19 protein-coding genes are annotated in these 22357 nt (G+C 66.5%); 7 read left to right on the top strand and 12 right to left on the bottom strand.

Annotated elements, in window-relative coordinates; genetic code table 11:
* Positions 1 to 72 precede the first annotated feature (72 nt).
* Positions 73 to 873, bottom strand: coding sequence for a class II aldolase/adducin family protein (locus AXYL_RS22620; RefSeq protein ID WP_013395187.1), 801 nt, complete (start codon positions 871 to 873; stop codon positions 73 to 75).
* 107 nt (positions 874 to 980) lie between these two features.
* Positions 981 to 1907, bottom strand: coding sequence for a LysR family transcriptional regulator (locus AXYL_RS22615; RefSeq protein WP_013395186.1), 927 nt, complete (start codon positions 1905 to 1907; stop codon positions 981 to 983).
* Between the two features lie 220 nt (positions 1908 to 2127).
* On the opposite strand from AXYL_RS22615, the gene AXYL_RS22610 reads away from it, so the two are divergent.
* The 5 genes from AXYL_RS22610 to AXYL_RS22590 all read left to right on the top strand — a co-directional run bounded on the left by AXYL_RS22610 (position 2128) and on the right by AXYL_RS22590 (position 8110).
* On the top strand, positions 2128 to 3426 hold the full coding sequence (locus tag AXYL_RS22610; protein ID WP_013395185.1) for an imelysin family protein: 1299 nt from the start codon (positions 2128 to 2130) through the stop codon (positions 3424 to 3426).
* Positions 3423 to 4931 carry a di-heme oxidoredictase family protein gene (locus tag AXYL_RS22605; protein WP_013395184.1) on the top strand — a complete coding sequence of 503 codons (1509 nt, stop codon included), beginning with the start codon at positions 3423 to 3425 and terminating at the stop codon, positions 4929 to 4931. Before AXYL_RS22610 ends, AXYL_RS22605 begins: the two co-directional genes overlap by 4 nt.
* Positions 4931 to 6019 (top strand): imelysin family protein, encoded by a 1089-nt coding sequence (locus tag AXYL_RS22600; RefSeq protein WP_013395183.1) that lies wholly within the window; start codon positions 4931 to 4933, stop codon positions 6017 to 6019. Before AXYL_RS22605 ends, AXYL_RS22600 begins: the two co-directional genes overlap by 1 nt.
* Positions 6009 to 7124, top strand: coding sequence for a DUF1513 domain-containing protein (locus AXYL_RS22595; RefSeq protein ID WP_013395182.1), 1116 nt, complete (start codon positions 6009 to 6011; stop codon positions 7122 to 7124). The genes AXYL_RS22600 and AXYL_RS22595 overlap by 11 nt, the downstream gene beginning before the upstream one ends.
* A gap of 152 nt (positions 7125 to 7276) precedes the next feature.
* Positions 7277 to 8110, top strand: a complete 834-nt coding sequence (locus tag AXYL_RS22590) for a mechanosensitive ion channel family protein (protein ID WP_013395181.1) — start codon at positions 7277 to 7279, stop codon at positions 8108 to 8110.
* A gap of 74 nt (positions 8111 to 8184) precedes the next feature.
* Here the strand turns inward: AXYL_RS22590 and AXYL_RS22585 are convergent, their stop codons facing one another.
* Positions 8185 to 8946, bottom strand: coding sequence for an IclR family transcriptional regulator (locus AXYL_RS22585; protein WP_013395180.1), 762 nt, complete (start codon positions 8944 to 8946; stop codon positions 8185 to 8187).
* Positions 8947 to 9105: 159 nt separating this feature from the next.
* Here AXYL_RS22585 and AXYL_RS22580 point away from each other — a divergent pair, with 159 nt between their 5' ends.
* A complete protein-coding gene (locus AXYL_RS22580) occupies positions 9106 to 10095 on the top strand; it encodes a Bug family tripartite tricarboxylate transporter substrate binding protein (RefSeq protein ID WP_013395179.1) in 990 nt (329 codons plus the stop codon).
* A gap of 64 nt (positions 10096 to 10159) precedes the next feature.
* Here the strand turns inward: AXYL_RS22580 and AXYL_RS22575 are convergent, their stop codons facing one another.
* Positions 10160 to 10951, bottom strand: a complete 792-nt coding sequence (locus tag AXYL_RS22575; RefSeq protein WP_013395178.1) for an RNA methyltransferase — start codon at positions 10949 to 10951, stop codon at positions 10160 to 10162.
* Positions 10952 to 11081: 130 nt separating this feature from the next.
* On the opposite strand from AXYL_RS22575, the gene AXYL_RS22570 reads away from it, so the two are divergent.
* Entirely contained in the window at positions 11082 to 11867 is a 786-nt protein-coding gene (locus AXYL_RS22570; RefSeq protein ID WP_013395177.1) for an inositol monophosphatase family protein, read from the top strand.
* 74 nt (positions 11868 to 11941) lie between these two features.
* Here AXYL_RS22570 and AXYL_RS34440 read toward each other — a convergent pair.
* The 8 genes from AXYL_RS34440 to AXYL_RS22525 all read right to left on the bottom strand — a co-directional run bounded on the left by AXYL_RS34440 (position 11942) and on the right by AXYL_RS22525 (position 22141).
* A protein-coding gene (locus AXYL_RS34440; protein WP_085947818.1) for an IS3 family transposase occupies positions 11942 to 13290 on the bottom strand; the annotation gives its coding sequence in 2 pieces (ribosomal slippage) (positions 11942 to 12843 and positions 12843 to 13290; 1350 coding nt in all).
* 81 nt (positions 13291 to 13371) lie between these two features.
* Positions 13372 to 14370, bottom strand: coding sequence for an FAD:protein FMN transferase (locus tag AXYL_RS22555; protein ID WP_013395176.1), 999 nt, complete (start codon positions 14368 to 14370; stop codon positions 13372 to 13374).
* 25 nt (positions 14371 to 14395) lie between these two features.
* Entirely contained in the window at positions 14396 to 14896 is a 501-nt protein-coding gene (locus tag AXYL_RS22550) for a nitrous oxide reductase accessory protein NosL (protein WP_013395175.1), read from the bottom strand.
* Entirely contained in the window at positions 14893 to 15723 is an 831-nt protein-coding gene (locus AXYL_RS22545) for an ABC transporter permease (protein ID WP_013395174.1), read from the bottom strand. The genes AXYL_RS22550 and AXYL_RS22545 overlap by 4 nt, the downstream gene beginning before the upstream one ends.
* Positions 15720 to 16622 (bottom strand): ABC transporter ATP-binding protein, encoded by a 903-nt coding sequence (locus tag AXYL_RS22540; RefSeq protein ID WP_013395173.1) that lies wholly within the window; start codon positions 16620 to 16622, stop codon positions 15720 to 15722. The genes AXYL_RS22545 and AXYL_RS22540 overlap by 4 nt, the downstream gene beginning before the upstream one ends.
* Entirely contained in the window at positions 16619 to 17914 is a 1296-nt protein-coding gene (locus tag AXYL_RS22535; RefSeq protein WP_013395172.1) for a nitrous oxide reductase family maturation protein NosD, read from the bottom strand. Before AXYL_RS22535 ends, AXYL_RS22540 begins: the two co-directional genes overlap by 4 nt.
* A 5-nt stretch (positions 17915 to 17919) precedes the next feature.
* On the bottom strand, positions 17920 to 19836 hold the full coding sequence (nosZ, locus tag AXYL_RS22530) for a TAT-dependent nitrous-oxide reductase (RefSeq protein ID WP_013395171.1): 1917 nt from the start codon (positions 19834 to 19836) through the stop codon (positions 17920 to 17922).
* A gap of 52 nt (positions 19837 to 19888) precedes the next feature.
* Positions 19889 to 22141 carry a NosR/NirI family protein gene (locus AXYL_RS22525; protein WP_080551087.1) on the bottom strand — a complete coding sequence of 751 codons (2253 nt, stop codon included), beginning with the start codon at positions 22139 to 22141 and terminating at the stop codon, positions 19889 to 19891.
* Positions 22142 to 22357 lie beyond the last annotated feature (216 nt).

The following is a 22357-nucleotide window of genomic DNA, read 5'->3' as shown; positions in this document are numbered from 1 at the left end:
CGCGTGGGCATGGTGGTGTTTTCGATGGCGCCGTGCCGCCACGCCGGCCGGCGCCTGCAAAATCGAAAAAACTCAGTCGCGATAGCTGGGGTCCAGCCGGTCCAGCTTGCGCAGCAGGGCGGGCCACTCCATCACGCCATAGGGCCGGCGCGTGCCGGGCTGATAGTTGTTCCAGGTTTCCTGCAGCACCGACGCGGCCACGGGTTGCAGCGGCGCGCCCGTCGCCATGGCCGCCAGCTGGGAGCGGCAGGCCAGCTCCAGGCGGTGCATCCAGTTGAAGGCTTCGCCCACGCTGCGGCCCACGGTGAGGGCGCCGTGGTTGCGCAGGATCAGCGCTTCGCCCTGGCCCAGGTCTGCCAGCAGCGAGGCTTGTTCCTCGACGCCGAGCACCACGCCCTGGTAGTCGTGGTAGCCGATCTTCAGGAAGCGCATGGCGGTCTGGGTCAGGGGCAGCAGTCCGCATTCGAGCGAGGACACGGCCATCGACGCCCAGCTATGGGTATGGATCACGCAATCCACTTCATGGCGGTGCGCGTGCACCGCGCTGTGGATCACATAGCCGGCCTTGTTGATGCCGTAGTCCAGCTCGCCGAAATCGGGCCGCGCCAGGATGCTGCCGTCCAGATCCACCTTGATGAGGCTGGACGCCGTGATCTCCTCGTACATCATGCCGTAGGGGTTGATCAGGAAGGCGTTGTCTTCGCCCGGCACGCGCGCCGAAATGTGGTTGGCCATCATGTCGGCCATGCCGTAGATTTCGACCAGGCGATAGCAGGCCGCCAGGTCGACGCGGGCCTTCCATTCCGCTTCGGTGCAATGCGGACGCATCGAGGCTATGCGCAGGCGTCCCCCGGCTTGGGTGTCAGTGGTCATCGGAATTCGTGAAGCTCCATTGCCGTCGCACCATGCCACGGCATCCATGCGTGGCAATTTATCTGCGCAGCTGGGCAGGGCCTAGCCATGGCCCCGGCATGGGGGCATCACGAATCGAGAAGGGTTGCGCCGGGCCAGCCGCCGTTGCGTACCAGGGCGCGCATCACGTCCAGCAGCACCACGCGCGCGGCCAATGCCGCCGGTGACAGTTCTTCGTCGTTGATGCAATAGACCAGGTTGCGGCGGAACAGGAAGGGATCGTCGATGGGATGCATGCTCAGCAGCCCGGATTCGACCCGGGCCACGGCCGCGCCGGGCTGGATGGTGGCCAGCGGATTGGCCTGCACCAGATCCATCAGCGTGGTCAGCCCGTCGACCTCGACGCCGATCCAGGGCTCCACGCCGGCGCGTTCGAAGGCGGCTTCAACCCAGGCCCGCAGGCCGTGGGCCTTGCTGGTCACGGCCTGCGGCAGGCTGCCCAGCAGCGCCATGGTGATGGGCTCGCCGTCGGGCAGCGCGACCATGCCGCGCCGGGCCAGCAGGAACAATCTTTCGTCCAGCACCGGGATGGCGCTGCGGCCCTGGCTGCTGTCGTTCTGGAACAGCACGGCCAGATCGAGCCGCCGCCCCGTGAGCAGTTCGCCCAGGTTGCCCGACAAGCCCTCGACCAGATGCAGCCGCACGTTCGGATAGCGTTCGGCCATGGCGGCGTAGAACGGCCGGGCCAGCACCGATGCGGTGGTGGGCGCGAAGCCGACGCTGACCATGCCGGCCAGACGCGCCTCGCGCGCTGCCGCGACGGCGTTTTCCGCATGCCGCAGCGTCAGTTGCGCCTGGCGCAGGAAGGCCGTGCCGGCCGGCGTCGGCACCACGCCCCGGGGCGTGCGCACCAGCAGCCGCGTGGCCAGTTCGCTCTCCAGGCGGCTGATCTGCTGGCTGAGCGCCGAGGCGACCACCTCCAGCTCGCGCGCCGCGCGGCCGATGCTGCCCAGTTCTGCAACGCGGACGAAGTAGCGGAGTTGGCGGAGTTCCATGGCGCAAGGCGGGGGCGGAGTAGAGGATAGTAGTCGCTGCCGATGGCCGCGCGCCGCTTTGCCGACTCGGGGAAAACCTGTCTGCCGGTTCAAAGAAATGTCAGGTATCTGACTTTATTCTGAACACCAAACGAAAATTGTTTACACTCTCATCCTCAAAATTCGAGGTTGAGCGGGCCGCCGTGGGGGCGGTTGCCGTTCGAGTTACGGGAGAAAATCGATGCGCAAGTTGCTGTTGGGAGCGGTGTTGGCCGCCGCGGTGTTCGGGGGGACGGCTCAGGCCGCGGTGGAACCCAAGGCCGTGGTCGCCACGTATTCGGATCTGGCGCTGGCCGGCTATGAAGATTCGCTGACCTCCGCCAAGACCCTGCGCACCGCCATCGACGCCCTGATCGCCAAGCCCAGCGCCGAAACGCTGAAGGCCGCGCGCGAAGCCTGGCTGGCGGCCCGCGTGCCGTACCAGCAGACCGAGGCCTACCGCTTCGGCAACCCCATCGTCGACGACTGGGAAGGCCGCGTCAACGCCTGGCCGCTGGACGAAGGCCTGATCGACTACGTGGACGCGTCCTACGGCACCGAGAACGACGAGAACGCCTACTACGCGGTCAATGTCATCGCCAACTCCAAGATATCGGTGGGCGGCAAGACCGTCGACGTCAGCAAGATCACCCCCAAACTGCTGTCCGAGATTCTGCATGAGGCCGACGGCAACGAGGCCAACGTCGCCACGGGTTACCACGCCATCGAATTCCTGTTGTGGGGCCAGGACCTGAACGGCACCGGCCCCGCGCCGGCCGACCGCAAGGGCACGCCGCAGGAGCGCCATGCCGGCAACCGCCCGCACACCGACTTCGACACCAAGCAATGCACGGGCGGCCACTGCGAGCGTCGCGTCGAATTCCTCAAGGCCGTGACCGACCTGCTGGTGACGGACCTGGAAGAGATGGTCGGCAACTGGAAGAAGGACGGCGCCGCGCGCAAAGCCGTCGAGGAAGATCCGAAGGCAGGCCTGATCGCCATGCTGACCGGGCTGGGCAGCCTGTCCTACGGCGAGCTGGCCGGCGAACGCATGAAGCTGGGCCTGATGCTGCATGATCCCGAGGAAGAGCACGACTGCTTCTCGGACAACACGCACAACTCGCACTACTACGACCAGATTGGCATCCGCAACGTCTACCTGGGCGCTTACACCCGCATCGACGGCAAGACCGTCAAGGGCGCCAGCCTGTCGGAGCTGGTCAAGGCGCGCGATCCCAAGCTGGATGCCGAAGTGCGCGCCAAGCTGGACGCCACCGTGGCCGCCATGCAGGCGATGAAGACGCGCGCCGAAACGGTCGAAACCTACGACCAGATGATTTCGGACGGCAACAAGGAAGGCAACGCCGTGGTGCAGGCCGCCATCGACCGCCTGGTCGACCAGACCCGCAGCCTGGAGCGCGTGATTGCCCTGCTGGACCTGGGCAAGGTCGCCATCGAAGGTTCCGACAGCCTGGATAAACCTGACGCCGTATTCAAGTGAAACTCGTTTTAGCCGCCGTACTGGCGGCGTCGGCCCATGCCGGCGCCGCCGCCGCTCCAAGCGAGCGCGACGACCTCACGCCCGAGGATCTCAAGCGCGTGACCGCAATCACCGCGCCTACGCAGGACTTCTCGAAGGTGGAAACCTTCGAGACCATGCAGGCCGGCGCCACCACCACCAACAAGCTCATCAACGCCGACATCTTTTCGCAGCCGTCGGCCAACATGAGCTTCGAGGGGCGCCAGGAATTCCAGGTCGGCAACGGCCTGTTCCGCAAGGACTGGGTCTCGGCGCCTGCCTCCACCCAGGCCTCGGACGGCCTGGGGCCGCTGTTCAACGCGCGTTCCTGCCAGGCCTGTCATACCAAGGACGGACGCGGCACGGTGCCGGGTTTCGATCCCCTGGAGCGCACCGACGCGGTGGCGCTGCTGCTGCGCCTGGCGGTGCCGCAAGGGCCCGATCGCGGCCATCCCAAGCTGGCCCCGGGTGAGATCGCGGCCTTGCCCGAACCCGTCTACGGCGTGCAATTGCAGAACTTCGCGGTGGCGGGCCTGCCCGTCGAAGGCCGCATGGAGATCGAATACCAGCCGGTCGCGGTCGCGCTCAACGGCGGCGAAACCGTCACCCTGATGAAGCCTGCCTACCGCATCGAGAACCTGGGTTACGGTCCGATGCGCGCGGACACGCAGATTTCGCCGCGCCTGGCGCCGCCCATGATCGGCCTGGGCCTGCTGGAATCCATCCACGAGGCCGACATCCTGGCCAACGTGGGCGCGGACAAGCGCGATGGCATCGTCGGCAAGGCCAACTGGGTCACCGATGTGCGCACCGGCGCGCGCGTGCTGGGCCGCTTCAACCTGAAGGCCGGCCAACCCACGGTGGAGCAGCAGAGCGCTGCCGCCTTCTCCAACGACATGGGGCTGTCCACGCCCTTGTTCCCCAAGCATTCCGGCGACTGCACGCCCTCGCAGAAGCAGTGCCTGGACATGCCGCATGGCGCGCAGCCGCGCTTTGGTCCGGAAGAAGTGCCGGCCAAGCTGATGGACTTCGTCACCATCTATTCCACCAATCTTGCCGTGCCGCAGCGGCGCGATGCCGACGACGCGCGCGTGCTGGCTGGCAAGAAGCTGTTCTACGAAGCCAATTGCGTCGCCTGCCACGTGCCCAAGTACGTCACCAGCCGCAACGCCAAGCAGCCCGAACACCGCTTCCAGCTGATCTGGCCGTACACCGACATGCTGGTGCACGACATGGGCGAGGACCTGGCCGACGGCGTGTCCGACGGCGAAGCCAATGGCCGCGAATGGCGCACGCCGCCGCTGTGGGGCATAGGCCTGACCAAGACCGTGAATCCCAACGCGACCTGGCTGCATGACGGGCGCGCGCGCACCTTGCTGGAAGCCGTGCTGTGGCATGGCGGCGAGGCCAAGCCCGCGCGTGACCGCGTGGTGGCGATGACGCCCGAAGAACGCGCCGATCTCATCCGTTTCCTGGAGTCGCTGTGATGGCCGGATTTGTCCAAGAAGTGTTCAAACGCGCCGCGGCGGCCGCCCTGGCCGTGGCCGCGCCCTCGGCCGCGCTCGCGGCACCGCCCTCCGATCTGGGCGAGCGCCTGGCGCGCGACTACGCCCGTCCCGCCGTGGCAAGGATGGTGGATGCGGCGTCGGCGTTGGACGGCGCGCTGGGCCGCTGGTGCGCCCAGCCGGGCGCGGCGGACGCCGCACGCGTCCAAGAGGCTTTCGAGAACCTGGCCCTGGCCTGGTCCGGCATCGAGTTCCTGCGCTTCGGCCCGTTGGTGCAGGCCAACCGCTACGAGCGCCTGGCCTTCTGGCCCGATACGCGCGGCGTCATGCCCAAGCAGGTGCAGGCGCTGATCGCCGCGCAGGACGGCGCCTTGCTCGTGCCCGGCGCCCTGGCGGGACGCAGCGTGGCCGTGCAGGGCCTGCCCGCGTTGGAATACGTGCTGTACGGCGAGCCGGCCTTGCTGCGGCAGGATGGCGGGAAGGTCGACGCCTACGCCTGCGATTACGCCCGGGCGGTGGCCGCCAACGTCAGGCAGATCACGCGCGATGTAGCCCAGGCCTGGAGCGCCGAAGGCGATTTCGGCCGGCAGTTCGCGCAACCCAAGGCCGGCAATGATCTGTACCGCGATCAGCAGGAAGTCGCGGCCGAGGCCATGAAGTCCCTCTCCACCGGACTGCAGTTCGCGCGCGACGTAAAGATCCTGCCCGTGCTTGGCGAGACGCCCGAAGCGGCGCGGCCCAAGCGCGCCGCATTCTGGCGCAGCCAGCTGTCCACGCGCCTGCTGGCGGCCAACCTGGACGGGCTGCAGGCCTTCTACCAGGCGGGCGCCTATGCGCTGCCCAAGGGCGACGCCTGGATGGCCGAGTCCGTGCGCGGCGAACTGGCCAGCGCGGCGCGTACGCTGCAAGCCGTGCCGGTTCCGCTGGAGCAGGCGCTGGCGCAGGAAGACGGGCGTCGTCAGCTGACCCTGGCGGCGTTGACCCTGAAGAACGCCAAGGCCATCGTCGATGAAAATCTGGCGCCGGCCCTGGGCGTCACGATCGGATTCAACGCGCTCGATGGCGATTGACCGGCGCCGCTTCCTGTCGCTCGCGGCCGCGATGGGCCTGGCGCCCGCGGCTGCGCTGGCGGCAGCTCCCAAGGACGGCGAAGTCCTGTACCTGAGCGCGCGCAAGCGCGGCGGGCGGGATGAAACCGCGCTGCTGGACGAGGCCGGACACGATAGGCTGGTGGTGCCCATGCCCGCGCGCGGGCACAGCTTCGCCATCGATGCCGCGGGGGAAAGAGCCGTCGTCTTCGGCCGTCAGCCGGGTTTCTTCGCGCTGGCTTTCTCTTTGCGCGGCGGTGAGCCCCAGGCTTTGCCCATGCACGAGGAACGTCACTTCTTCGGCCACGGCGCCTATGTGGACGGCGGCCGGCTGCTGGCCGCCACCGAAAACGATTTTGAAGCGGGCCGGGGCGTGCTGGGCCTGTACGACGCCTCGCCCGGCGGCGCGTACCGCCGCATCGGCGAGTTCGACAGCGGCGGCATCGGTCCGCATGAAGTGGTGCTGATGCCCGACGGCAAGACGCTGTGCGTCGCCAACGGCGGCATCCTGACGCATCCCGACTACGGCAAGCTGGAACTGAATCTGGACACGATGCGGCCCTCGCTGGCCTACATCGACGCGGCCAGCGGCGAACTGCTTGAGAAAGTGGAGCTGGATTCCTCCTTGCACCGCCTGTCCATCCGCCACCTCGCGCTGGCCGCCGACGGCAGCGTCTGGTTCGGCTGCCAGTACATGGGTCCGGCCTCCGACCGGCCGGCGCTGGTGGGGCGGCATCGGCGCGGCGCGCGGCTGGAACTGTTCGAAGGGCCCGCGCAGGCGCTGCGGCAGATGCGCAACTACGTCGGCTCGGTGGCGGTGGACGCGGCCGGCGCGGTGGTCGCGACCTCGAGTCCGGTGGGCGGACAGGTGATCTACTGGGACGCGGCCAGCGGCCGTTGCCTGGGCACGACCGAGCTGGCGGACGGCTGCGGCGTGGCGCCTGCGGCCGGCGAGGGCTTCCTGCTGAGCAGCGGCCTGGGAGCAATGCTGCGCATCGACGCCTCGGGCGCGGAACAACCCGTGCTGGCACCGTCGCGCGAGGTGTCCTGGGATAACCATTTCCGCAAGATCCCGGCGCGGGCTTGATCCGCCGTGCTTACAAAGCTTGACACAACAGGGCCGCGATGCGGCCCTGATCGCAAGCGCCATCTGATAAAGTTTTCGGCTGCTTTTTTCAGGCCGCAAGGCGCCCGCTGCCGGGCTGCTCTCGCGGCCTCAACTTTTCCGCAGGAGTATCCATGGAAGAAGCCTTGAAAGAATTTAACGCCTGGGCTCCCAAGCTGGTGGACCTGGGCCTCAATCTGGCGGTTGCGCTGCTGATCCTCATCATCGGCTGGTGGGTGTCGTCCCTGCTGGGCAGCTGGGTGCGCCGCGCTGCGACGCGCTCCAAGAAGATCGATCCCACCATCGTGCCCATGTTCTACAGCACGGTGGTCTGGACGGTGCGCATCTTCACTGTCATCGCGGTGCTGGCGCGCTTCGGCGTGCAGACGGCCAGCCTGATCGCCGTGCTGGGCGCCGCCGGCCTGGCCGTGGGCCTGGCCTTGCAAGGCACGCTGCAGAACATCGCCGCCGGCATCATGCTGCTGATCCTGCGCCCGATACGCGCCGGCGAATACGTGGCGCTGAGCACGGGCGTGGACGGCACGGTGGAAGAGGTCGGCCTGTTCCTGACGCGCCTGGTCCAGGTCGACGGCATCCACCTGACCTTGCCCAACAGCACGGTGTGGAACGCCACCATCACCAACTACAGCCGCAACAAGACGCGCCGCCTGGATATCCCGGTGCCGGTGCGCTATGGCGACAATCTGGAAGTCGTGGTGGCCAAGCTGCGCGCCATCGTGGATGCCCGTCCGGAAACGCTGAAGGATCCTGAACCGCTGGTGAAGGTGGTCGACTACAAGGAAAACGGCGTGGTCGTGAACGTGCGCGTCTGGACCGAATCAGCCAAGTATTGGGACCTGCGCTGGGGCCTGTACCAGGACATCCGCAAGTCGTTGGAAGACGCGGGCTTCCAGCCGCCGATTCCCATGCGCGAGATCCAGAACGCCAAGCCCGGAGCGGCGGCCTGAAGCGGGCCGATCTCTGCTGGAATGACAACGGGCGCCTTCTGGGCGCCCGTTTTTTTTGCTGGCTGCAGCAGGCTTCAAGCCTGCATCGACAGGCGCGCCAGCTCGGTCTTGATCCAGCCGGCGATTTCGCGCTGGCGCTGGGCCGGCATGCGGTCGATGATGGCCGTGACGCTGACCGCCAGGATCGGCGCGCCCTGCGCGTCCAGCAGCGCGCAGCCCACGCCCAGCGCGCCGCGCACCGCGTGGTTGCCCACCACGGAATAGCCGCGGGCGCGGGTGTTTTCGATCAGGCGGAACATTTCCTGCGGCGTCATACCGCCATATTCATCCAGCCGGCCGGAGTTGCGCTCGACGATGCCGCGCGCGATGTCGTCGGGCAGGGCGGCCAGCAAGGCCATGCCGCCCGAGCCCACGCCCAGCGGCTGGCGCTTGCCGGCATAGGTGGCCAGGATCTGCACCGGATAGCTGCCGATCTCGCGATGCAGGCTGATGGAGTCGTCCTCTTCGCGCACGACCAGGAATACCGCGTCGCCGGTGCGGTCGGCCAGACGGCGCAGCACGGGCAGCAACTGGCGCACGCGCGGATCGCGCGAGCGCGTGTCCGGGTCCACCGCCAGTTGGGCGCGGTACTTCTTGGTGCCAGTCACGGCCAGCACCAGCCCGGCGTCGAGCAGGGCGGCCAGCAGGCGGTAGATGGTGGGACGCTGTATGCCCGTGAGACGGGCGATATCGGTCACGCTCAGGCCATCGGGGCCCTGGTCCCGCAGGGCGGCCAGGACGGCCAATCCGCGCCGCAATGTGCGTGGACCTGCGGCCCCAGCGTCGCTATCTTGCATGAAAATCTCTGAAAACTCGGGTTATTACGGAATGTTCAAGGGAAAACCACTGTCCGTGCCGTGGACTCTACCTTGATGCAGTGCATGTGTATAGCTCAGAATGCTGCATCGAACAATTCAAATCGTCCATTCAATGGACAGTACCTGCACGGAGACTCTATGACTACAGGTCAAAAGCCTGGACTGCGGCGTATCGCCGCGACCCTTCTGGCTACCGCCGCAAGCGCATTCGCCATGGGTTCCGCCCATGCTGCCTACCCCGACAAGCCCGTCCGCATCGTGGTCGGTTTTTCCGCCGGCGGCACCACTGACGTGATCGCCCGCATCATGGCCAAGGAACTGACCGAAAGCCTCGGCCAGTCCTTCGTGGTCGAGAACAAGCCGGGCGCCGGCAGCAACATTGCCACCGACCAGGTGAAGCGCGCGGACCCCGACGGCTACACGCTGCTGTTCGTGGCCGTGACCAGCGCCATCAACCAGACGCTGTACAAGAACGTCAACTTCGACCTGACCAAGGATTTCACGCCGGTGGCGCTGGGCGCCAAGGTGCCGAACATCCTGGTGGTGAATCCGCAAGTGCCCGTGAAGTCGGTGCAGGAACTGGTGGACTACGCCAAGAAGAATCCCGGCAAGCTGGCATTCGCCTCGTCCGGCAGCGGCACCTCCATCCACATGGCGGGCGAACTCTTCAAGATGCAGACCGGCATCGACGTGCTGCATGTGCCCTACAAGGGCAGCGCGCCGGCCGTCACCGACCTGATCGGCGGCCAGGTGCAATTCATGTTCGACAACATGCCGTCGGCCTGGCCGCACGTGCAGTCGGGCAAGCTGCGCGCCCTGGCCGTGACCACCACGGAACGCTCCAAGAGCGCCCCTGACGTGCCGACCATGAAGGAATCCGGCTTCGCCAACTTCGACGTGTCCTCGTGGTTCGGCCTGATCGCGCCCGCTGGCACCCCGCCGGAAGTCGTGAACAAGCTCAACGCGGCCATGGTCAAGGCGCTGGACAAGCCCGAAGTGCAACTCAGCTTCGAGAAGCTGGGCGCCGTCGGCGTGAAGACCACGCCGGCCGAATTCGGCCAGTTCATCAAGTCGGAGGTGGAAGGCTGGGCCCCGGTGGTCAAGGCCTCGGGCGCCAAGGTGGACTGATTTTCGATTTCCGGGCGGCGCGCCGCCCGGTAAACCTTGCTAGGGGACAGGCGTGAGCCTGCCCCTATTTTTTTGCCCCGCCGTTGCGGCGCGCCGTGGCCAGCATGGCGGTGCAGACCCCGCGCATCATGTCCACCTCGTCGCGGCTCAGGGCATGGCGCGAGAACAGGTGCCGCATGCGCGGCATCAGTTTCTTGGGGTGGGCGGGATCCAGGAACTGCACGCCGATCAGCGCCTCTTCCCAGTGCGCCAGGAACGCCTGCACGGCTTCGCTGGAGGCCGGCGCCGCGCCACGCGGCGCTTCTTGCGCGGTGGAGGCGGGCAGCAGCGCCGCGCCCTGATCCACCAGCAGCGCGTAGCGCAGCTCCCAGGCGGCCAGCTGCAGGGCCTGAGCCACGTTCAGCGAGCTGTACTCAGGGTTGGCGGGAATATGGCAGATGCGGTGGCACAGCGCGATCTGGGCATTGGTGAGGCCAGCGCGTTCGGTGCCCAGCACCACGGCGGCGACGCCTTCGGCCGTCTCGCCCAGATGGGCGCGCGCCAGTTCGGCCGCCTGGCGGATGTCGCAGGGCGGGGGGCCCAGGTCGCGCACCCGGGCGGTCAGCGCGAAAGCCATGGTGACCGGCGCCAGCGCTTCTTCCAGGGAGTCGTGGATGCGGGCGTTTTCCAGCACGTCCAGGGCGCCGCTGGCGAGCGCCACGGCCTCCGGCTGACTTGTTACATCTGGAAATTTAGGCTCGACCAGCACCAGTTCGGAGAAGCCCATCGTCTTGATGGCGCGGGCCGCCGAACCCACGTTTCCGGGGTGGCTGGGGTTCACCATAATGAAGCGAACGCGTGAAAATGCTTGAGTCATTTAAAATGGCACGTTTGGCTTAGTGCCTTCCTGGTTTTTTGGGTCGATTTCCCCTATGGGGACTGCGGCGGACCGGGGGGCGGCAAGCGGCCTACCATCAAGCCAACTCATCGCATTCGTACGGAATTTTATGCACCCGATGCTCAACATCGCCATCAAGGCGGCCCGGCGTGCCGGCACCATTATCAACCGTGCCAGCATGGATTTGGAACGACTCAGCGTGGCTCGCAAGGGGCCGCGGGATTATGTCACGGAAGTCGATCGCGCCGCCGAGGAGTCGATCGTCGAGACGCTGCGCGCAGCTTATCCGGACCACGCCGTCCTGGGCGAGGAATTCGGCCTGCAAGGCCCCGACCAGGCCGAGTTTCAGTGGATCATCGATCCCCTGGACGGCACCACGAACTTCATCCACGGCCTGCCCAACTATGCCGTGTCCATCGCGCTGACGCACCGCGGCCAGGTCACGCAGGCGGTCATCTATGACCCGACCCGCAACGAACTGTTCACGGCCAGCCGTGGCAGCGGCACCTTCCTGAACGACCGCCGCGTGCGCGTCTCGGGCCGCACCCGCTACCACGAGGCCCTGCTGGGCGCGCACTGGCCCAACTCCGGCGATCCGGAACAAGGCTCGGCGCGCTTCCGCCAGATGGCCGAAGGCAGCACCGGCGTGCGCCGCCTGGGCTCCACCGTGCTGGACCTGGCCTACGTGGCCTGCGGCCGCCTGGACGGCTTCTGCGGCGTGGGCCTGAAGGCCTGGGACCTGGCCGCGGGCAGCCTGATGGTGCTGGAAGCCGGTGGCCTGGTCGCCGACTTCGACGGCGAGCAAGGCTGGATGGACACCGGCAACGTGCTGGCCGCCAGCCCCAAGATCTTCACGCAGATGCTGTCCTCGCTGAATCCGCCTTCGGCGGCTTGAGGCCGGGCGGCTCCGCCTGAAAGAAAAAAAACCGGCCCGATTGAACTGACCCCCAGAAGTTGGATGATCAGAAGCTAAAGCCCGAAGGCCTGAGCTCGGTACTGCACCGGACTCAGGCCTTTTAGCTTGAGTTTGATGCGTTCGTGATTGTAATAACGGATGTACTGGCGGATGCCCGCCTGTAACTGCGCGACGTTTTCGAAGCGATTCAGGTGGAAGAATTCGGACTTCAACGTGCCAAAGAAGCTCTCCATGGCGGCGTTGTCCAGACAATTTCCCCTGCGCGACATGCTTTGGGTAAGCGACCGATCTGCCAGCATGCGGCGGTATTGGGGATGTTGATACTGCCAGCCCTGGTCTGAGTGCAGGATGGGGCTGTCGGTGGGCTTGAGCCGCGCCAGCGCTTTCTTCACCATGGTGCCAATAAGCTTGAACACTGGCCGTTGGCTGGTCTCATAGGCCACGATCTCACCGTTATACAGGTCCATGACCGGCGACAGATACAGCTTTTCGCCTCGTACCTTGAACTCGGTCACATCGGTAACCCACTTTTGGTTCGGCCGCTCAGCAACGAAGTCGCGCGCCAGCACGTTGGCCGCCACGTGATGCGACTGGCCTCGGTAAGAGCGGTACTTTTTGACTCGCACCAACGACTTCAGGCCCAGCCTCTGCATCAGCTTCTGTACCGTTTTGTGATTCACTAATTCCCCCGCCTGGCGTAACGCGGCCGTGATCCGGCGATAGCCGTAGCGGCCCTTGTGGCGTGCATAGACCGCACTGATGCGTGCCTTCAAATCAGCGTACTGATCGGCAGCGCCCTGCGCCTTCAGGTGATAGTAGAACGTGCTGCGCGACAGTTTGGCTGCGCGCAGCAACCGTTCCAGCGGATGCTTATGCCTCAATTCTTGGACCACTTGCGCTTTGCAACGAGCGCTTGGGTCTTTTCCGCTTCGATCAAGGCATCGAGCTTTTTTAGGTAGTCCAGCTCCGCTCGCAGGTTCGCGACCTCTTCGCGTAGCTCCTCCTCGGTCATGTCTTTGGGCACTGGCTCGGGGGGATACTTATGTGGCATGGCGCGTTGTCCTCTCGGCTGGGGCTCCAACGCCCCAATACCATGCTTATGATACTGAGCGCGCCATTGGCCTATCGAACCCGCTGACCGAATATCGTAGAGCGCGACCACCTCTCGGTCTGACAGCCCCTCCCGCTCGGCGTGCTTCAACACCCTCAGCTTGAACTGCGCGTCATAGTGACCGGACTTCTTGGCCAAGGCCGCGCGCCCATGGATCTGAAAACCCGACACCCAACGCCGCAGCATCGAGTAGTCGACCTGCAGTTCAGCAGCAATCAACTCAATACTGTGTTGCCCTGATAAACATTTCTTGACCGCGCGCAGCTTAAAGCGCTCGTCGTACTTCGTCATGTAAAAACCCCCGAAGGTTGGATCTACGTCCAACTTTCGGGGGTCAGTTCAGATGGCCGGTTTTTCATGCGCGCTGGAAGTTCAGGTTGCCTGGCCTTGCGGCATCACTCTCCCATCCAGCAGCACGAACCAAGCGCGCAATCCCAGTTCCAGCACCACCTCCTGCGTCGCTTCCAGCGGCATGTGCGAGAAAGCCGTGGACAGCGCGTCCGCCATGGTTGCGCACGGCGCCATGACGGAGACGCTCAGATACCGCGGCCGGGCGTGGCCCGTGCGTGGATCGAACAGATGGGTGTACTGGCCCGCGGCGTCGATGGCGGTGCCGTAGCCGCCGGAAGTCGCCAGGGCCTGGTTACCCATGCTGGCGCTGGCGAGCAGACGCGCCGGGTCGCGCGGGTCGGCGATGCCGACCTGCCACGGCTGCGGCGCGGCGCGGCTGTCCAGCCCCTGTATTTCGCCCATGTCCACCAGCGCCCGTTCCAGCCCGCCGCGTTTGAGCAGGTCGGTGACGCGGTCGGTGATGTAGCCCTGGGCGATGCCGTTGAGCGTGATGCCCATGCCGGGCCGCAGCATTTCGATGCGGTTGCTGTCCAGCATTACGTCGGCATGGGACACGCGCGACAGCGCCTGCGCCACGGCCTCGGGCGGCGGGCCGTCCGGAGAGGCGCCAGGCTGCGAGAAGTGGTCGGCATACAGCTGCCATAGCGGCTGCACGGTGGGGTCGAACATGCCTGCGGTCAGCTTGCTGTAGCGCCGGCTTTCGCTCAAGAGCCGCAGCAGGTCGGCCGGAGGATTTTCCAGGAAGCCCTGGCGGTTCAGGATCGAGAGCGCGCTGTCGTCGCGATACAGGCTGAAGATCGCCTCGAGCCGCCGCAGTTCCTGCAGGGACTGCGCGATCAGGCGCTGGGCAACCGCCGTGTCGGGATGGTAGAGGCGCAGTTCGGCATCGGCGCCCAGCGCCGTGCCTTGCCAGGTGACGGGGGCGACCGAGGCGGCGGCGCGGCGCGCGGCGACGGGGGCGAGCGCCAGCGCGCTGGCTGCGGCGGCGATGCCGATGAAACGGCGGCGGGTGTGGTTCATGGCGATAGGCCTGTAGGGGCGCGGACTATTGGGCGAAGACATAGCTTTCCGGCACGTCGGCAAAGGTGACGACGCGGCCGCCGTAGGCGTCGGCGAAAGCCTGGGCGCGGTCGCGCTGCGAGAACGGGATGGCGTCTTCGGCGCCCATGCCGCCGACGTAGCGGCCCTCGATGACGTAGTAGGCCTGGCGTGCGTCGATCCAGGCGGCCGGGTCCGGCGCGCCGCCCGCGCCCGCGGTGGACATGTCGTTGACGTAGATGGCGCTGATGCCCTTGGGTTCTTCAGGCAGCAGGGTGTAGGCGAAGACCTGCTTGATTGAGGAGAACCATACCGGCGCCGCCTGCCCCTTGATGAATATCTGCCCCTTGGGGCCGTTGTGCTCATTCAGCGCCATCCCGCAGTAGTGGCCGACGGACTCCGTGGTCACGGCCTGGGGCGGGGGCGCGGTTTCGGGCGCGGCGCCGCTGCCGCAGCCCGCGGCGAGCAGCAGGATGGAAATGGCCAGGGCGAGTTGCAAGCGTTTCATAGCGGCTTGTTCCTGAAAGCCGCCGTCGCCAGCAGGAACGGCACGGCGATCCACAGCAGCAGCGCCGCGATCAGCGCGGCAATGGGCAGGCTGGCCTGGTCGCTGACGCCCGCCATGCCGGCGTACAGCGAAATGTTCTCGAAGCCCGTCAGGTTCAGCAGGCGGTATACGTCCGAGGGATTGAGCAGCAGCAGCGCGTTGAGCAGGCCGGGGCTGACGTGGCGGCCCTGGTCGGCCGCCAGCACGCCCAGCAGCGCCATGTCGTAGATCACCACGAAGAACAGCCAGACGCCGACGGCGATGCCGGCGGCCGTGGCGCGCTCGCGCACCAGCGAGCTGATCAGATAGCCCATGGCCAGGAAGCTCGCTCCCAGCAGCACGCTGGCCCCGATCAACAGCGCGAAGGGCTGCCACGCGCTGGCGTCCAGGCCGCCGTAGGCCCATTGCAGCGCCAGGCCGGCCGAGCCGTAGCCCGCGCCCGTGGCCAGCGCCAGGATGGCCAGGTGGCCGATGAACTTGCCGATCAGCACCTGCCAGCGCGACACCGGATAGCTGAGCAGCAGTGCCATCGTGCCCCGGTCGACTTCGCCGACCACGGCGTCATAGGCCAGCAGCATGGCGATGAGCGGCACCAGGAAGATCGACAGGCTGGACAGGCTGACCACGGTGACGGTCAGCGGTTCGGCCTTGACGGTGCCGGTGGGCGAACTGCCCAACAGGCCCAGCGCCAGCGCCAGGGCGGCCAGCAGCAGGGCGGTCGCCAGCACCCAGCGGTTGCGCAGGCCGTCGCGGATTTCCTTGCCGATGATGGTGCATACCGCGTTCATACGTCTTCCCGTTCAAGCAGATGTGCATAGATGTCGTCCAGGCCCGGGACCTGGATGTCGAGGTCGGCAATCGTGGACGACAGTGCGCCGATGCCGCGGATCGCGTCGACCTTGCCGCTTTCCTGGCAGGCCAGCTCGAAGCGTCCGGCCTCGATGCGGCGCCAATCGCCGCCAGGTGGCGGCGCGTCGGCGTCGGCGAATGTCAGGCGGATGCGGATGGGCAGCCCGGTGGAACGCCGCAGCGCCGACATCGCGCCGTCGGCGATCTTCCTGCCCGCCTTCATCACGACGATGCGGTCCGCATGGCCTGCCAGTTCGGACAGGGCATGGGTGCTCAGCAATATCGTGGCGCCAGCGGCGCGCAGCTCATGGACGATGTCGTAGAACATCAGGCGCGAGGCCGGGTCCAGGCCCGTGGTGGGTTCGTCGAACAGCAGCACCCGGGGCTGGCCCAGCAGCGCCTGGGCCAGCGCCAGGCGCTGCCGCATGCCTTTGGAGTAGCCGCCGACGCGGCGGCGCGCGGCGCCCGAGATGCCGACCTTCTCCAGCAGCGCGGCGTTGCCGGACAGGGGCTGGCGCTTGAGCCTGGCGTAGAACGCCAGGGTTTCCTCGCCGGTCATGGAGGGGTGCAGCGCCACGGTTTCAGGCAGGTAGCCTATCCTGCCGCGCAGGCGCGCGGCGGCCGGGCTGTGGGCGTCCTGGCCGAAGATCGCGACGCGGCCGCGGGTGGGGCGTATCAGCCCCAGGATGAGTTTGATCATCGTGCTCTTGCCGGCGCCGTTGTGTCCGGCGAGCGCGACGCATTCGCCTTCGCGCAGTTGCAGATCCAGGCCGTCGATGGCCTGCTGCGCGCCATAGTGCTTGCTGACGCCGGTAAGCGCCACAAGGTCGGTGCTCATGGGGATTCCTTGGTGCTTGCGGTGGGCGGGGGCTGCATCAGCGGGGCGCTGTCGATCACGCCGCCGGGCAGGATGGCGGGGAACTGCGACTGGGCCCAGCGCACGATGGAAATCGACGGACTGTTCAGCAGGATGCGGGCCGCCGGCGCGCGCCACAGCAACTGGTCGACCACGTCATTGGGCCGGTAAGCGGTGTCGGCGATGCCGTCGCCGTCCAGGTCGAACGCGGTGTTGTCGCTCCAATAGTTGCCGCGTCCGTCCACCGACCAGTCCAGCGTCCGGGTGCCCACGTACTTCACCTGGTTGCGGTTGTTGATGAAGGCATTGCCCGAGATCCGGTTGCCTTCCGACCCGGCGGTGAAATGCACGCCGATGTCGCAGTTGGAAAAATGGTTGTCCAGAAAGGTGTTGCGGTTGGCGTTGTAGATGAACACGCATTTGCCGGCGCGGTCCACCGTGTTGTTGGCGATGGTGGAGTGGTTGGCGTAGTTCAGCATCAGGCCTTGCTCATGGCTGTCCAGCGCGACGTTGTCGCGCACCACCAGCCGGTGCGAATACATGATGGCGTAGGCGATGTCGGTGCCGGTCGAGACGTTGCCGCTGATCTCGCTATCGTTGGTGTACATGTAGTGCACCGCGTAGCGCAGGTCGTGGAAGCGGTTGCCGCTGAAGGTGTTGAGCTTGCTGGTATTGACGAAGATGCCGTCGCGGCCGGCCGAGATGTTGTTGTCCAGCACGCGCGTGCCGGGCGTGTTCCAGAGCGTCACGCCGTTGCCTCTTTCGGCCACGCGCAGCTCCTTGTTGCCCACGATGCGGTTGCTGCGGACGGTCGCGTCCGCGGGTCCCCAGACGTGCACGCCCACGAGGTTGTCCAGGATGTCGTTGCGCTCCACCACCGCGCGGTGCGCTTCGCGGTCGAGGAAGATGCCCGCGTCCATGTCGGACAGGCTCAGGCCGGAACGCGTGACGGTCAGGTTGCGCAGGGACACGTCCGCCGCCTGGACCCAGACGGTGCGCCCCTGGCGCGTGCCGGCGATGATGGCCGAGCGGTCCGCCGGGCCTTCCAGCGTCAGCGGCTTGTCGATGACGATGGCGCCGGCATAGGAGCCCGGCGCAAGTTTCAGCACGTCGCCGGCCTGGGCGGCGGCGACGGCCGCCGCCAGGTCCGCGCCGGCGGCGACATCGAGCGTCGCCGCGGCCGCCGCGCCCGGCAACGCCAGCCCGGCGGCCGCCAGCAGCACGGCGCGGGCGGCCTGGCCGGCGCGCATCGTCAAGAGTGCGGCGAGCTTCATAAGCGCTACACGGTCTTCTTGGGATGCACGACCATCTGGCCGGACATTTCCATGTGCAGCGCGTGGCAGAACCACTGGCAGTAGTACCAGTACACGCCCAGACGGTCTGCCGTGAAGGTGACCGAGGCGGTAGCCTGGGGTCCGATCTCCATGGCGATGCCGTGGCCTTCCAGCGTGAAGCCGTGCGTCAAGTCTTCGATCACCTCCATGTTCGTGACCACCACGGTGACCTCGTCGCCCTGGTTGACCTCGAACTTCTTGATGCTGAACATGGGCGCGACCGCCATCATGTACACGCGCACCTTGTTGCCGTCGCGCACCACCTTGGCTGCATCGTCCAGCGACACGCCGTCCTTCTTGGCCATCTGGCGGGCGTCTTCCCACATGGGGTCGTCGCGCTTCCAGACGCTGATGGGATGGACCTTGGAGCGGTGCACCAGGCACATGTCATGCGGCTCGGCGAAGCTGGGGCCGTCATGCACCAGCTTCATTTCGTCGCCCGAAATGTCGATGAGCTGGTCGTTCTCGGGCTTGAGCGGGCCGACGTTCAGGAAGCGGTCCTTGGAGAACTTGTTCAGCGACACCAGCCACTTGCCGTCGGCCTCGCGGGTTTCGCCCATGGTCGAATGGTTGTGGCCGGGCTGGTAGTGCACGTCCAGCTTCTGGATGATCGGATCGACCTTCTCGCCCTTGAACGCGCGCTTGGCCTTGTCTATGTTCCACTTGACCATCTGGCTGTCGATGAACAGCGTGGTGTAGGCGTTGCCGCGGCCGTCGAATGCCGTGTGCAGCGGGCCCAGGCCCAGCTGGGGTTCGGCCACCACGCAATCGCGCGGCTTGATCTTGTCGTCGAACAGGTCGTCCAGCGTGCGCACGTCCAGCACCGTGACGGTGGGCGAGAGCTTGCCGTTGAGCACCAGGTGGATGCCGTCGGGCGCGGCGTTGCAGCCGTGCGGCGAGTTCGGCACCGGAATGTAGCGGGTGTACTTGGAACCGTGGCGCCCATCGATCACCGGCACGCCGCCCATGGTCTTGAAGTCGCCCTTCTTGACGGCTTCTTCGATGCGCTTGATGTTGAACACCACGACCCAGTCCTGCTCGTTGGCCGAGGCTTCTTCCACCGTGACGCCTTTCTCCGAGTTGTAGCAGGTGGAGAACGAGTACTTGCCCTGGTAGTCGGCGTCGCCGTTGTCCAGGTTGCCGTCGACCAGCACCTGCCAGGCGACCTTCATGGTGTCGCCGTCCAGCGCGGTGTAGATGGCGAAGAAGTTCTTCTTGGGATCGTCCGTCACCTTGCCGTCGTTGGGCAGGGGGATGATGTGCTCGCCGTTGGCGAACACATAGCCGGTGCGCGGGTAGCGCTGCGGCCGCAGGCCGTGCACGCCGGACACGTTGGGCAGTTCGGTGATCTTGTCCGTCTTCATCACATCCAGGCGGATGCGGGCGACGCGGTTGTTGGCCTTGTCGTTGATGTACAGGTAGCGGCCGTCGTAGGTGCGGTCGGTGAACGAGAGGTGCGGGTGGTGGGCGTCGCCGTTGATGAACACGCCGCCCTTGTCCTTCAGGTATTCGCGGGTCTCGGGGGTGAGGCCTTCGGTCAGGATCTTGCGGCTTTCGTTGGTGCGGCCCCAGCCGGTGGCGCTGCAATGGTTGAAGACCGGAATGCGGACCAGCTCGCGCATGGACGGCAGGCCCAGCACGCGGACCTCGCCCGATTGGCCGCTGGAATTGAAAGCGTAGTATTCGTCGAGCTCGCCCGGGGCGACATGGCCCAGCACGCCATTGGCGCCGCCCTTGGCGTCCTTGCCGTGGGCGGTGGAGATCTGCGCGCCCGCCACCAGGCCTGCGGCGCCCGTGATGGCTGCGGTTCCGAGGAAGCTGCGGCGGGTGAGGCCGGCCTTGTCGGGGTTCTTGTCGGACATGGATAACTCCTTGGTAGGGACGGCGCCGGGCGCCGCTGTGCGGAAAGTGGGTTCAGGCGCCGGGTTCGCTGTTCGGGTTCGGCGCGCGGTGCATGACGATGACTTGCTCGGCTGGTTCGGCCGCCGGTGCGCGGCGGCGCTCCCGCTTGGCCTTCTTCTGGATCAGGTGCGGACACTTCTGTTCGTGGTGATAGAGCATCTGGCAGTGCAGGCACTGGATGCACTCGTTCGGATTGATCTCGCCGGTGGGATCGATCGCCTGCACCGGACATTCGAGATTGCAGCGCTGACAGGGGTTGCCGCAGTCGCGGTAGCGGCGCAGCCAGTTGAAGATGCGCAGGCGGGCGGGGATGGCCAGCGCGGCCCCCAGCGGACAGAGGTAGCGGCAGAAGAAGCGCTCCACGAACAGGCCGGCGGCCAGCAGCGCCACGGCGAACGCGACGAACGGCCAGTAGCGCATGAAGCGCAGGATGATCGCGGTCTTGAACGGTTCGACTTCGGAAAGCTGCTCGGCCAGCGCCAGGTCGTACAGCGAAAAGCCGAACAGCAGCAGGAAGATCACGTACTTCAGGGTCGACAGGCGCTGGTTCACGCCGTGGCTGATCTTGAGCTGGCGCACGCCCAGGCGGCGGGCGATGCGGTTGGTGAGTTCCTGCAGGGCGCCGAAGGGGCACAGCCAGCCGCAGAAGGCGCCGCGGTTCCAGAACACCATGGAGATGGCGGTGGCGCACCACAGGATGAACACCAGCGGATCCATCAGGAAGTATTCCCAGCGGAAGTCGCTGCGCAGCGCCGAGAAGAAAGTCAGCACGTTGACGATGGACAGCTGGGCCTGGCCGTACCAGCCGATCCAGAACAGCGCGAACGCCAGGAACGCCAGTCGCAGGCGGTCGTGCAGCAGGGGGCGGCTGGTCAATTGGTCCTGGAAGAAGAAGATACCGACCAGCACCAGCAGCGCCACGGTCAGGACCGCGACCTGTCCGGCCTTGCCATGCCATATCTGTTTCCACAGCGCGGGCGCTGGTTCCTCAGCCTGGGCCGGGACGGCTGCGGCGGGAGCCGGGGGAGCCGCGGCCGCTTGCGCGCCAGCGGCCGGACGGGTGTAGGCCGCCGGCAGCTCATAGCCCAGGTCGAACGTCACGAAGGCCTTGTCGCTGACGCTGAGCACGCGCTGCACCATGAGCTGCAGGCGCCAGGGCGCGACCGGATCCAGCGTGGCGTCCTCGGGCACCACGAACAGCGCCACTTCGCGGAACGCCGGCGCGCCTTGCGCAGCTACGTCGGCCAGGCGCTGATGGTTGCGGTCGCGGAAGCGGAAGCTGCTTTCATCCTGGATGATCTCGATGCGGTCGAAGATGCCGCCGCGCACATAGCCCGACCCCTTGAACGAGTACGCGCCGTTGCCGGCCACCAGCACCGCTTGCTGGCCGGGCTTGAGCCTTTCCTTCAGGCGCTGCCATTCCGTGTCGCCCAGCAGACTGCGGCCTATGGCGGGCACGCTGACCAGCGCGGCGTACAGGTCGATGAAGCCGTCCGCGTCCGCGCTGCCCTCGGCGTTTGCGGCCGCATCGCGTCTGCCCGATGCGAGGAACGCCTGGTTCACGTCCTCCGGACTCAGCCGCAGGTTGCGCACCGCCTTGGCCTCCAGCAGGTCCTGCCAGGATTGGACGGCATCGCGCGTTTCGTCCACCACGCGGGCGGCGGCGGGCGCGGCCTGCTGCGCCGGGGCGGCAGTCTTGTCGATGCCGTAGGCGCGGGCCACGGCGATGGCCGAGCGCGTGATGCTGTCGCCGATCACCATCAGGGTGACGGTCGCGCCGCTGATAATGTCCACCGGCGGCGGCGCGCCATGGCGAGGCGGGGAGTCCACGAAGTTCAGCCCGACATAGCCGCTGATGAAATGGTCGACCTTGGACTGCGGAATGCCGATGAGTACGATGGGCTCATGGTGTTCCACCAGCCGGGCGCCGACGATGCGCCCGTCGTTCGCCAGGCCGACCAGCACGTCGATGGGCTTGCTGGAGTAGCCGCGCGTGTTGACGACGTCGGAAGTGAGATAGACCACGCCCAGCTGGCGCGCGCCCGCATAGACCTTGGCGGCCATGGGTTTGCCGGCGGGCGGATCGGCGCGGTCCGCGCCGGGGAAGATCTGTCCGATCGGGGTGCCGCCCAGGAAGTCCGGCAAGCGCTGGGCCTGCGCGGTGCTGGCGGCCTGCGCGCATAGCAGCAGCAAGGCCAGCAGAACCGCATGAATGAACCCCGTGTACCGCCTGATCCCACGCCCCGCCGCTATGCTGCCTTGCATTTTCGGACTCTGCTGATTGTGTTTGTTTGCAGGCATGCTAAGAACACGCGGCGTCCTTCGTATTGCGGTTTGTCAATCGGCGCGCGCGCGCAGGCCGCTCGGCGGCAATACCCTCATGCGGCGTAGGGGATATCCCCGTTTTGAAGGGGGTGAACGAGGCGCTATTGATGTCCGTCAATAGCGCGGCTTGCGGGGCGCCATAGACTTGTGCGTGGC

The organism is Achromobacter xylosoxidans A8 (assembly GCF_000165835.1).
GTDB classification, from domain to species: Bacteria; Pseudomonadota; Gammaproteobacteria; order Burkholderiales; family Burkholderiaceae_B; genus Achromobacter; species Achromobacter xylosoxidans_B.
The sequence above is the reverse complement of the archived record's forward strand: the minus strand, read 5'-3'. Positions and strand labels throughout refer to the sequence as shown.